The sequence below is a fragment of the Acinetobacter sp. TYF_19 genome (assembly GCF_043105125.1).
Lineage (GTDB): Bacteria > Pseudomonadota > Gammaproteobacteria > Pseudomonadales > Moraxellaceae > Acinetobacter > Acinetobacter johnsonii.
This window is the reverse complement of the sequence record NZ_JBICLH010000082.1, coordinates 16,301-29,622: the sequence shown is the minus strand read 5'-3', so window position 1 is coordinate 29,622 and position 13,322 is coordinate 16,301. Positions and strand designations below refer to the sequence as shown.

The following is a 13,322-nucleotide window of genomic DNA, read 5'->3' as shown; positions in this document are numbered from 1 at the left end:
TCGTTTGAATGATTTTTTATTTGAGGCTAAATATTGCTTAAACTTGGATAAGTTGGGTCAACTGATCGACATAGACTTGTATTGGTTCAGGGTTTTTACTTGCATCACTTTCAATGTTTAAGCGTAATAGTGGTTCAGTATTTGAAGCCCGTACATTTAGGCGCCAAATACCAAAATCTAAACTCACGCCATCAGTTTGATCAATTACTGGATTTTGGTCAGCAAAATGATCAAAGATCTTTTGAATGGTGACTTGTGTATCGGCAACTTTGAAGTTAATTTCACCTGAGCACGGGAATTTTGCAATCATATCCTCAACCAATGAAGATAAAGATTGACCTGTTTCAGATAGTACAGAAACAGCCAATAACCACGGAATCATTCCACTATCACAATAAGAGAAATCACGGAAGTAATGATGTGCTGACATTTCACCGCCATACACTGCATTGTGCTCACGCATTTTTTCTTTAATGTATGAATGCCCTGATTTAGACTGAATCGCTTCACCTTGGTATTGTTCAATCACATCAAAGGTATTCCAAACCAGGCGAGGATCATGCACAATTTTCTCACCAGATTGTTTCAGTAAGAACGCTTGTGCCAATAGACCGACGATGTAATAACCTTCAATAAATTGGCCTTTTTCATCAAATAAGAAGCAGCGGTCAAAGTCACCATCCCAAGCGATACCCATATCTGCATGATGTTCAATCACCGCATTACGGGTACTGTCACGGTTTTCAACTAAAATTGGGTTGGGAATACCATTAGGGAAAGTACCATCGGCATCATTGTGAATTTTGACAAATTCAACAGGCATATTGAACTGTTTAAATTTTGCTTCAATGGCATCAACCACATGACCAGCAGCGCCGTTACCCGCATTCATGACCAATTTGAGTGGGCGAATTTTTGCAGGATCAATATATGACATTAAATGATCAATATATTCAGGCAGAATATTGTATTTTTCAGTTGTGCCTTTAGTGATAACTTCATTAAAGTTGCCTGATTCAGCCAATAAACGAATTTCTTTTAGACCTGAATCTGCTCCAATGGGGCGTGCATTTTCGCGGACCAATTTCATGCCGTTGTAGTCCATTGGATTATGACTTGCGGTAATTTCGATGCCACCTTGTACATCAAGATGAAAAGCGCCGAAATAGACTTCTTCTGTTCCCGTCATACCTAAATCTAAAACATCAACACCCGCATCATTCAGACCTTTGATGGTGGCTTGCTTTAAATCTTCACTGCTGAGGCGAATGTCGCAGCCCACAACCACAGTTTTAGGTTGATAAATTTGCCCATAGGCACGGCCAATTTTATAAGCGATCTCTACGTTAAGTTCTGTACCGAGTTTGCCACGGATGTCATAGGCTTTAAAGCAAGTTAGTTTTGTCATGTAATCCTGCAATATCCCTCAAAAGAGGAAAAGATATAAATATATATTTTAAAGATGAGCATCTGGTATACACATCTCAGCTAAGCATTTTAACAGCCCGAATAGGTCTTTATTCAAAAATTACCGATAGACATCCTTTATGGGAAAATACTTCAATGTTTACAGTATATGCCATCAATAAATGATAAATCTACCGCATGATTTTTAATCGTATTATTTAATATCAATTGAATGTGGGATGCCCCAAGATAGATAGGGGCTTTGTTGCACAAAGATTTCATAACTATATGATTTTAAAAGTTTTGATTATTTTTTGATCCAAAATTAAATTTATTTAAATCAGATGCTTACATATTTATGCAACAAAGCCATAGATAGGTGTCTGATGATATTCAGCCGCCATAGCTCTATTTCTTCCGAAGTATATGTCATTGAAGCCTGTGACTTTTTAGGATGGTTAATAGTTTTAAATAATCCCCATTCTGAAAGTGTTTCCTTAGTAGGCCAACGTAAAGAGCGTTTCACAATTATCCGTGTAAGTTTCTTAATGACCTCTTGACTAGGCTGTGTGTTAGCCTTCCATTGAATTATTAGGGTAGAAATACTCTTCGCATGATCATCAAGATCAATTTCAAAAATACTTAAAGCCCTGCCTTGATATTTGAATCTGAACTCAAGCAATGTTCGAGGCTGATCTTTATAGGTGTAATGTAGCCGTGATTTACCTACCTTGGGTAAACGATGGTAATGTGGATCTTCGGAGTCTAATACGATAACCTTTGACTCATTTAAGCCCAGGATCATTTCTTTGAATGCGGTAAGGCCTTCACTGTAATATTCTAGATATTGCAGATCATCTGCGAGACCTATGAATTCACCTTGACCAATGGTTCCTAATATTGATGGTTCATCTGTCGCAACGACATCTGGATCATCAAAGGTACCTCGTTCTTCCCCATATGATCTGTTCATCCCCTTGTGTTTTATATAGCGTTTTGCGGTACGGATCGGTTGCTGAAAACTTAACAGTACTGGTTCAGATTTGATAATCACTGCACCCTTATCTGAACTTGCTTCCTGTAGATCATCAATATCAGGTTCTTCTGGCATTTTTTCAATACGATAGCTACCTTTTGTTGAACTGTTCTTTCCATTCTGTTTTTGGATAAAGTGAGAGCTAGAAAACTCAACCAGCTTAGGAAGTTTGGGTTGTATATTTTTAATTTCAAGAATTTCATTGATATAAATCTGATCTGATTCTTTTGAGTAATAGGCTTTTACCGTAATTTCTGTATTTCTTAAAGACGGACAACTAAAGTCGAAATTCCATTTCTCTCTTGATCTGTCTTGATATTTTTGTGAAATAAAGTGGGCGCCAATACTTTTATAGCAGGCTTTGATTTCACGATTAATCAGGATCCAAGAGAGAACACTGCGTATTTCAACAGAGTCATAGAGCGTAGAAGGAAAACTTTTTGACACTAATTCATGAATAATGTAATGATCTTTGGTTCTTTTTTGGACAAAGAACTCTGCATCCAAAAATTCTGGATTGAACACATTACGGGCAAAGTATGCATTATGAAAAAACAAAGCACGGGCAAGTTCAAGCTTGGGCAAATGCACTAAGGTATTTTCATAGCGATGATCAAGATCAGTCATGATCTGAGACAACTGATTTTGTTTGCTATAGATGTTGCATGTATTGTGCCAGCGTCTGAGATGTTCGATTTTATAAGTCAGAATGAGTGGCTCTGCCGATTTGTAATCTGGAGTTGGTTTTAAACATCTTTGACGTGCAAGTAAATGCATATTTGAAAATCTAACCCCGAGAGGATATTTTTTTTTCGACATCAGGTCGTTGAGTTGGAGTTCGATCATCCAAGCTTGGTTTTTTTGTTCTTTATAAATAGTCCCTATTGAACGAATAAGGGCATTCTCAGGAAAGTTTTTCAGCATTATTACACCTTAATAATCTGATCATATTGTATGACCTGGTTGAGGAAGGTTCGGGTTTCTTTTGTCATTCTGTCTGTTGTTAAGCCAGCTTTTCTGAGTAACACCCACAAGGGGATAGACTCATTTTTGAGTTTATTTAGCAGAAGTTCACGTGATAAGCGCCGAATTTGATAGCAGCTAACATCCTCTTGGTATGTGCTTAGAAATTTTACGATTAATGGCAAGCTATCTAAATTCTTTTCAATAGTTGATGGGTTTTTTAATTGTTTGATCCACCAAGTTTTTGTCCGTCGAGGAGAGTCAAGATTATCGACTAATTTTTGATTTAAACAAAGTAAATATTTAACACCATCCCAATCACGTTGTCTCCAATTGACCTTTTTTCCAAAGGGAATAAATGGCATCTGTTTCTGACTGTTGGTCTCCATCAGCCACTTCTTATCATTACGGTATAGCCAAGCATAAAGTGCTGTATTCTGTTTTCTTGCTTCAATAATGGAATTTTGTGCTAAAGCTGTTAACCATGAATGGCGTTGAGCCTGGATAACCTCGGACTGTAAGTTTTCCTGTGAGGTGTCATTTGAAGGACGCATTGGGGTAGCATGGCAGGCTTTCACCTCTTTGAAGATATCTTGAAAAGACCAATGACTTCCAGCATAAAATGCTTCAATTACAATTAAATGTTCTAAGTAGCTGAAGCTACGTCTATGCTTTCTAAAGATATTTTTAAGCCAACTATTTTCTGTGTCTATCTCACCTAGTCCATGTTGTACTAAAAATGACATAGACCAGCGTTGCATGATTTTCTGATAAATGAGTTCATATATGATGTGATGATCGCCTTTGACCATACCGTGCTTTGAGGCAAGGGTTTTATAGAAAAGCGTCCATTGCTGTAAGGTGGCAGAAGAGCTGTTTGCAAGTGAACAGAGTTCAGTGGCTTTTTGGGCAATCAAAATTTCGTCTGGGGATGCGGGTTCTTGTTCAAGTATTGGACAATTATCCACACAGGCGGCTTTGAATTCATGCTTATGGATTGGTCTGTATTTCACACTACTATTAAGTAGCTTGCCATGTTGAGGGCAGCAAGTGACGCCTGGAACTTGCCATAGTCTTGACCAATACCATTCTCCATATATTTGTAATTGTTCGTCGAAACACTGAGGGCAATAGCGTAAGTATTCTGGAATACGAACTTGTGATGCATTCAATCCCACTGTTAAGTGTAAGGCACCATGCGATGCTCCTTGCATGAATCGTAAGCAGTCCTGTCGTCTTTCTTCAGGAATAAAGAATGCATACAGTGGAAATAATGTGTGATGGTTAATGAGATACATTACGTCATAGTGTGCTGAGGGTAGCCACTGCAGAATTTTGTCCAAATGAGAGGGAAGATCTACGGTCGCAGAAACTTTACGGTTCTGAAACACTTCATCGAGGAGCTGTTTGGGGCTGGTAAGTGCCAAACGTATTCCAGCACGCGCTACAGTACTATATATCAGCTCATCGACATGAGGCATCGGAAAATTAAACATACTGTTAACTCTCCCTGAGCCATTGCTCAATATCGAGCACGTACTCTGTGTGGTTTTTCAGATGTTGGTAAAAGGATAGGTGGGATTCTTTTTGACTGTATTGAAAACGTAAATCAGCACTTTCTAAGCGATGCCAGACTGCAGCAGTATTCGTGGATTTTCGAGTGGATTGAGGCGCCTTTTTCTGCTCTTCGTCCATTACTTTTTCGAAATCATTTTCATCTTTGAGCCATTGCATGATCACTGGCAACAAAGTTTGTATATCTGTATCTGTATCTGGATAAGACTGAAAAGCTCGTTTAATGATGTTGGGTAATAGATCTGATTGATAGCCCAATTCAATCAGTAGACGATGCATACGGATCGCCTGTGAATTGCCGTCATAGATATCGACATCATCTTTTTCGAAGTGTGCTTTTCTGATTTTCTCCTGTAAGTACAGGAGCTTTTTGTCGACTTCAGGAATAATTAAGTCTGAATACTGCGCAATTCTTGCAGGATCTCGACTACGTAACGCCTCAATCATGGCATGGATTGGGATCATATCCTGCTCATAGGTGGTCTTCAGCAGTTTGATGGTGATACGCTCTATCCCAGTCTCAATTGCTCGGATTTGAGCCAGTACAAACAGTTTAACGACGATATCAGGTATACCTTGTGACAGTTCATACCAACATTCTCGTATATCTTCAGACAGGGTTAGGTCTGCTTTGGTCAACCATTGGTATTTCCAAAGTGTATCTGTAAACCCCACCCATTCAGACTTGACGACTTGCTGGGTGTGAGGAGAAATACTATTTTTTTCATTTTTAATCGGCTCCCATAACACAGCGCCAAATCCAATAGCTCTTCGGGCTGATCTGAAATCAGCATCAAATATAGGGCGGGCTTTTGGGGTTCCTACCATTACGACTGGCAAACTGATGATATTGACAAGCGTGACGAAAAAATTAAGCATCTTTTTTTCACCACCGGACTTATTGACGCTTAAGTGCTGAATTTCATCAATAATTAATAAGCCAATCGCATGTAGATTGGCGATTTGGCTCATCAGATGCATCAGAGTTTCAATGCCGTGCCTTTTAAGAGCATATTTTTTCTCATAATCCGAACCAATAGCAGAATCCACGGCTCTAAAGAAATGCAGACATAAGCTTTTTAATGAACCATCGTGCGGACAGTCAATTTTAAGGTAGACAATTTGGGTAAAATTATATTTTTCATGAAAAATGACCTGAGGATATGTAGCTAGGATCCGATTTAATGTGGTGGTTTTTCCACTACCTGAACAACCAATGAAAGACATACTTTTTGCGGTTGACTGGGCTGTTTTAAAGCGAAATGCATTAATTTCACCTGTCATCATCCGTTCGTAACCATTCTGCAGATGAGTGGCTAAATTACCATTCTCAAGATTACGTGCGACATATCCATCACGAATCATAATTGCGATCTTTTGCTCAAGTGAATAGTGTCTTGAAATTGGAAGAAAGAAACTATTCATTAGCTGAGCAATCAGGTGGCTTCTGACTACCCCAGGTTCATGTTTTTCAAGTGGACTGATGTCTACAGTACATTTCAAAGCCGTTTTAATATCGTTAAAATCACATATTGGCGGCAAGGCTTCAATGAGCGGGTTACCTTTGTATTGACCAAAGCTCGGTTGATAGATAGCTTTTACTTTCATGGTTGTTCCTCACTTCAGTCATCATCAAATAGTTGATCAAAAAATGCAGGTCGATCATATGAATCATGCTCATCGGTCTGTGCTGCATTTTTTGAAAAAGGAAGGATGTTGCTTGGCAGGTCTTCACTGAATTCACTTTCGGACAGAGAGTTTTTCAACATCTCTCGTTCTTTATCACGTGCTTTTAGACGATTTTCTTTGATCTTGGAAAGACGCTGAGCATTGCTGTGAGTCGATGCCCGCGTGGATGCAATGGCTTTTTGAATAATCTCCTCATTTGAGCGCTCTAATTCAGCCCGTGCGAGTTGCAATGACATATGGTAATTTGCTTGTATTGACTTTTGCTCTTTTTGAACTTTCCAAACCTCCCAAAAGCTGCATCCTATAAATTCTCTTGAACGTTGGGCTAGATGTGCTTCCCAGCAATCTGATGTCGAAGGAGAGAAAAAGAGATACACTTTTTCTGCATTAGCAGGATCGTATGCCACGGTTATTTTTTTGGGGCGACGTGTTGAGGTAGTCCGATGCATCCAGCCATTTTCTAAGATTTCTTTACAAATATAGTAAAGGCCAAAAACCTTGATACCTAAATGAGAGAGAGTACCTTCGGTTCGGGGCAAGAGTGCAATATAAATAGCACGTTCAGAAGCTGTTCTTAATTTTCCGGTCCGGTTTTGGATTCCCCAATTCCATAACTGTAATGGAATATTGGGAAGATCTGTTGGCATATCAATATCACGATCATAGGATCTAATCTCATGTGTCTGATTATGCATTAATACAGAGTTGAGTATGATCTTAGTAAATTCATGCACAGTCAGAGTGGCATCTAAACGGTAGTCTGTGCCACCACGTTTCTTTTCTTTAATAGGCTGTACAACACCTGGCGCATACGGCTTAAATTCGGCTTGGATAGTACGAAAATAGCGTTCAATGATACCTTTGAGATCACCTCTGTATGCCGGTGCATTTTCAATTCGTATAGCAAAACTTTTTTCTAGATGTTCAATTTGATGACCAAGCAATTCACCGCGATCCGCTAAAATGGCTTCAGGTAAACCAATACAAGGCCAATCTTCAGAGCGTATTTCACGGCCAAAATTTTTACAGTATTCGACTTTGTCACACATAGCGATGCGTAGAACTTGCATGCTGGTGACATAGGAGGGATTTTCAAGGCCGACATACATACCGGTCACCATGCGACTAAATTCATCTATCATGAAATAGACAGTTGGGCGGCCGATAATGCATGCACGATCAGAATCAGAGATAAGATATATATCTGCAATTGTGGCATCAATTTGATATCGAGAACCTGGCCCCAAGACTTGAGAGTTTGTTGTAGATACTAAAGGCCTTGTATCTTTTAAATATTCAATTTGATGAGAACGTTTTTTCAGCCTGATGGTGCGGTTGAAATCTCTCTCATAAAAATATTTAAATTGCCAAAAAGAAGGATATTCGCTCTCTGGTATATCAGGGTAACGTTCTTGATAAAGTATCAAAAATTTTCGGTAAGCGTATTTGACCGAAAATTTTTTGTCATTCAGTAAATATTGATTGATGACTTTTTTAAATAAATTTTCGACAGTGGTATCAATTAATGCACCTGTCCCTTCAGAAATGACACGTGGTCGTCCTAATTTATTTTCAGTCACTCTTTTTTTTATACCTTTTCCCCCAGAATTATAGTAATGAGGAATAAGTGCATTAGGTGTCATGCCACGTTGCCAATAGTGCCGTAATAAACGATAAATAGTTTGCTTAGTCGCGACTTTTTCTTGTACAAGTTGGTTAATCAGATAAGCACGCTCTTTACGTTCATAAAATCGTTCATGTTCAATAACTGGTTTGATTATGGCAAAGTTTTGATCACGCTTTGTTTGGTAGATAGATCCTTCCGTTACAGTGAACAAACTGAGATCAGAGAATGGATCATCAGTCAGTTCGGCTTGCCCTAGTTCAATTCGTTGTTCGAGCTCTGAAATTGGAAAGAGTTCGGGCAATGCTTTGTCAGACTCAATATCTATCCAAACCAAATGCTGAGGATATATTTTCAGAATGCGAAACCGATGATCTAGTTTATAAACATGATTAACCTGAAACATTTTTAAGTTTCTCCAAATGTTGAATATTCCCGATCTCAATATCCCGACCACGTATTTTTCTATAGCTTTTGGAGATATCGAACAAAAAATACCGCTGGGCAAGCAGTTCTCTTATTTCTAGAAGAGATGCGCCTGTTTCCATGGAATACTGAGTGTCAAGGTATTTGGATAGCTCTATCAGGGTAAGTTCAGGTTTTTGGAGAAAATGACTCTGATAAAAGTCTATTTTTGAAAAGATATGGATATCGTCAGTTGCTCTATTCAGTGGGTAGAGCCATTTAATATTTTCTATTGCTGTTGGTGAAATCTCTTTTTCTGTAACGACAAACCAAGGTACTTGTTGTTCATCCCAATAACGTCTTTCAAGTTCCAATTGGGCAATGGTCTTCTTTTGATCTAGGTGCGCGGACTTGATAGCTTTTATAACAAAGCAAGGAGGCTTTAGCGGGGAGTTGTTTACAACAAAAAAAGTTGAAGTAAGAATTTGATGAACATTCTTTTCGATAGGGTGCTGAATTTTTAAATCTTCAGCAATTTGCAGGGTAGTTGTAAGATCAAGTGGAATTTGCTCGCGTATATCTTCGACCTCTTGAATTCTGTCTAATGCGAGAAATAAAGCTAACTCTAAGTCAGAAAATAAATGATGAGTTCTTTGGGTTTTATAACCATATACACGGCTAGACCGTTCCGTCAGGGATTTGTTATCTCTAACATTTAAAAAAGGCTTATATGAATGTAATCGCCCTTGGCCACGTCCTTCTTGTAGCCAGCGTAATTGTTGTTCTTTTGATGTCATCTGAAACCCCATACTTTTCTTTAAACCTATCACTTGATTTATTTTTAATCAATATAGTCTTATATTTTATTTTTATAAATTAAATATTTTTACTCAGTATGATTGTTTATTTCTATTTAAATATTGCTGTTAAGGTAATAATTAAATTATTTTATTTTTAATAATCAATTACTTATTCAATTTAAAGTTTGTAATTATAGTGATTAATATATTACTTTAACTTATGAGAAAAAATAAATGTTATATAAAAATTTATAGATTTCTTGAGGACTAAATTAGATTTTTTACTGAAATCGAAAAATTTATATTTTTATTGTAGAGTAAAATAGTTTAATACTTTATTTTTTATAAGTTATTGATTTTATTTATTAAATTTTTAGATAACTATTTAAATAAAGTATCATCCTTTCTTGGTTTGTGCTCTTTAAATATAGCCATGAAATAAAAAAGTCCCATACTTCTATTTTAACATATTGAAAATATAAATATTATTTTATATATGTCAAAAAAGTATGGGAATTTATTACACTAAGTGTAGACTTTATTACATAGTATTGAACTATTTTACTTTCTTACACAATACCCAGCCTTTATTTAAATAATTATTCTACAGTGACCGATTTAGCGAGGTTTCGAGGTTGGTCGACATCTGTACCGCGAAGAACTGCAACATGATAAGACAGCAGTTGTACAGGCACGCTATAAACAATAGGCGCCAGTATTGGGCTAATGCTTGTTATATAAACCACATGTTGACGGTCTTTGGCTTTAATGCCGCTATTTTCATCGGCAAAGACAAAGAGTTCACCACCACGGGCTTGGACTTCTTCCATATTCGATTTGAGTTTATCGAGCATGTCATCTTTCGGTGCGAGAATGACCACAGGCATGTCATTGTCGACTAAAGCGAGCGGACCATGTTTAAGTTCACCTGCGGCATAGCCTTCAGCATGGATATACGAAATCTCTTTGAGTTTCAATGCCCCTTCAAGTGCGATCGGGAAATTCGTGCCACGACCTAAGAATAAGCAGTGCTGCTTCTCTACGAAAAGTTCAGATAAACGTAAAATTTCAGGGTCATTACGTAAGGTATCTAAAATCACTTTAGGGGTATGCCAAAGTTCAGCCGTAATCTCAGCCACATGCTGTACAGAAATGCTCTTCTTGATCGTACCAATTTTTAGGACCAATAACATCAGTGCTGCAAGCTGTGTGGTAAACGCCTTGGTTGATGCTACACCAATTTCAGGACCTGCCAGTGTAAGCAAGCTATGATTGGTCTCACGCACCATAGACGATGTTGCCACATTACAAATGGTCATGGTGGTAATGTCAGCAGCTTTTGCTGCAGCACGCTTTTGGGTATCACGCAGTGCGGCTAAAGTATCAGCGGTTTCACCAGACTGTGAAATGCAGACATAAAGTGTGTGATTGACAATGACAGGGCTGCGATAGCGGAATTCGCTCGCAATTTCTACTTGGCACGGTAGATCAATCAGTTGTTCAAACCAATATTTGGCAATCATCCCTGCATGGTAGCTGGTCCCGCAGGCAATAATTTGGATTTGCTGAATTTTTTGGAAATCAGCAACTGCATTGGCAAGAAAGTCTTCACGCAGTGCATTACCATCTAGAGCTTGAGAAATGGTTTGTTGAATTGCTTCAGGTTGCTCATAAATTTCTTTGAGCATGTAGTGCTTATATTCACCTTTAGATGCATTGCTGACGGCAGCATCTAATTCTTTGATTGGGCGCTCGACCCGTTGACCAGCGACAAAAACTTCAATGCTATTGCGGGTTAAACGAGCAATATCACCTTCTTCAAGGTAAATAAAACGATTTGTAATAGGCAATAAAGCCAATTGATCTGAACTGATAAAGTTTTCACCAATACCGACCCCAATCACCAAAGGTGAACCTTCACGCACGGTAATCAGTTCATCCGGATGGTCGGTATGTACGATACCCAGTGCGTAAGCCCCTTTAAGCTGAGGCACAACTTGTTGCACAGCTTCCAGCAAGCTTGGGGTAGACTTTAAGGCATCCTTAATCAAGTGAGCGACCACTTCGGTATCGGTCTGTGAGGTAAATACATAGCCTAAAGCTTCAAGATCATCTTTAAGTTCTTGATAGTTTTCAATAATACCGTTATGGACTACAGCAACATCGCCAGAAATGTGCGGATGTGCATTATCTTCAGTGGGTTTACCATGGGTTGCCCAGCGGGTATGCGCAATACCCAGAGAACCGAGAATACCCGATTGATTAACGGCTTCTTCTAAATTGGAAACTTTACCGACACGTCTTTCACGTAAAACTTGGCCTTGATTGACCAGCGCTAAACCCGCAGAGTCATAGCCGCGATATTCAAGGCGCTTTAAACCTTCAATTAAAATATTGGTAATACTACGTTCTGCAACGCCACCGACAATACCGCACATAATCTAATCCTCTTATTTCTTCATCTTTTGTGGACGTTGATAGTTTTCTTTTTCAACTTGCTTAGAGCGTTCTACCGCTAAACTATTCTCTGCAACATCACGGGTAATGGTTGAACCTGCACCGACGGTTGCGCCGTTGCCAATGGTGACAGGTGCAACCAATGAGCTGTTGGAACCAATAAATGCAGCATCACCAATGATGGTTTTAAATTTATTTGCACCATCATAATTACAGGTAATAGTCCCAGCACCAATGTTCGAGCCTGCACCAATTTCAGCATCACCTAAATAGGTAAAGTGGTTGGCTTTTGAACCGAAGCCAATGCTGGTGTTTTTGATTTCAACGAAGTTACCAATATGCACTTCAGCAGCCAGTTTGGCACCTGGGCGTAAACGGGCAAAAGGACCAATCTGCGCATCTTCACCGACCATAGCATTATCAAAGATGGTATACGGCTGAACTTTTGTACCTGCCGCGATCTTGGTATTTTTGATGATACAACCTGCACCAATTTCTACATGGTCGCCGAATTCACATTCGCCTTCAATAATCACATTGATATCGATGCGGACGTCTTGCCCCACTTTTAAATTGCCACGTAGGTCAAAGCGACTAGGATCAATTAAATGCACACCTTGCTGCATGAGCTTTTTGGCTTGATCTATTTGGAATTGACGCTCTAATGCGGCGAGCTGAACACGATCATTCACTCCTTCAACTTCGAAGGCTTGTTCAGGCTCAACCGATGCGACTTGCATCCCATCAGCTAAGGCCATTGCTACAATATCAGTCAGGTAATATTCACCTTGCGCATTGTTATTGCTGAGTTTAGGTAACCATTCGTGCAATTTGGCATTGCTGACACAGTAAATACCTGTATTAATTTCTTTAATCTGGTGCTGCTCTATGCTCGCATCCTTATGTTCAACAATCGCCTGAATCTGACCATTCTCACGCACTATACGCCCATAACCTGTTGCATCGGCTAAAGTTAAAGTCACTAGACCAATGCCTGTCTCGGCAGTTGCATTGAGTAATTTTTGTAGCGTGTTTTGAGAGATGCAAGGTACATCGCCTGATAAAATCAGTGAGCTGCCTTCCTGCGGAAGGACTGGGAGTGTCATTTGCACTGCATGACCTGTTCCGAGTTGCTCAGCTTGTTCCACCCATTCAATCTTTTCATGAGTAAACGTTTCTTGAACCCGTGCACCGCCGTGCCCATAAATTGTAATAATATTGGCTGCATTTAATTTTTTTGCAGTGTCGATGACATGACCAAGTAAAGGACGTCCTGCAAGTGGTTGTAGTACTTTGGGTAAAGAAGAACGCATACGTGTTCCTTTACCTGCAGCAAGAATAATAACAGTCGTTGACATGTTCTAAT

At 39.0% G+C, this 13,322-nt stretch carries 8 protein-coding genes; all 8 read right to left on the bottom strand.

The window, feature by feature from the left end:
* Positions 1-37: 37 nt before the first annotated feature.
* Positions 38-1,408 (bottom strand): phosphomannomutase CpsG, encoded by a 1,371-nt coding sequence (locus ACF8FD_RS12155; RefSeq protein ID WP_392453425.1) that lies wholly within the window; start codon positions 1,406-1,408, stop codon positions 38-40.
* Between the two features lie 339 nt (positions 1,409-1,747).
* Positions 1,748-3,367, bottom strand: coding sequence for a Tn7-like element transposition protein TnsE (locus ACF8FD_RS12150; RefSeq protein ID WP_392453424.1), 1,620 nt, complete (start codon positions 3,365-3,367; stop codon positions 1,748-1,750).
* 2 nt (positions 3,368-3,369) lie between these two features.
* A complete protein-coding gene (locus ACF8FD_RS12145) occupies positions 3,370-4,902 on the bottom strand; it encodes a TnsD family Tn7-like transposition protein (protein ID WP_392453423.1) in 1,533 nt (510 codons plus the stop codon).
* 4 nt (positions 4,903-4,906) lie between these two features.
* Entirely contained in the window at positions 4,907-6,589 is a 1,683-nt protein-coding gene (locus tag ACF8FD_RS12140; protein ID WP_392453422.1) for an AAA family ATPase, read from the bottom strand.
* A 14-nt stretch (positions 6,590-6,603) separates the two neighbouring features.
* Positions 6,604-8,700 carry a Mu transposase C-terminal domain-containing protein gene (locus ACF8FD_RS12135; RefSeq protein ID WP_392453421.1) on the bottom strand — a complete coding sequence of 699 codons (2,097 nt, stop codon included), beginning with the start codon at positions 8,698-8,700 and terminating at the stop codon, positions 6,604-6,606.
* Positions 8,687-9,496: a TnsA endonuclease C-terminal domain-containing protein gene (locus ACF8FD_RS12130; RefSeq protein WP_279044852.1), complete on the bottom strand. Its 810-nt coding sequence runs from the start codon at positions 9,494-9,496 to the stop codon at positions 8,687-8,689. Before ACF8FD_RS12130 ends, ACF8FD_RS12135 begins: the two co-directional genes overlap by 14 nt.
* 602 nt (positions 9,497-10,098) lie before the next feature.
* Entirely contained in the window at positions 10,099-11,937 is a 1,839-nt protein-coding gene (gene glmS, locus ACF8FD_RS12125) for a glutamine--fructose-6-phosphate transaminase (isomerizing) (protein ID WP_279679309.1), read from the bottom strand.
* Between the two features lie 12 nt (positions 11,938-11,949).
* On the bottom strand, positions 11,950-13,314 hold the full coding sequence (glmU, locus tag ACF8FD_RS12120; RefSeq protein WP_279679308.1) for a bifunctional UDP-N-acetylglucosamine diphosphorylase/glucosamine-1-phosphate N-acetyltransferase GlmU: 1,365 nt from the start codon (positions 13,312-13,314) through the stop codon (positions 11,950-11,952).
* Positions 13,315-13,322: the final 8 nt, after the last annotated feature.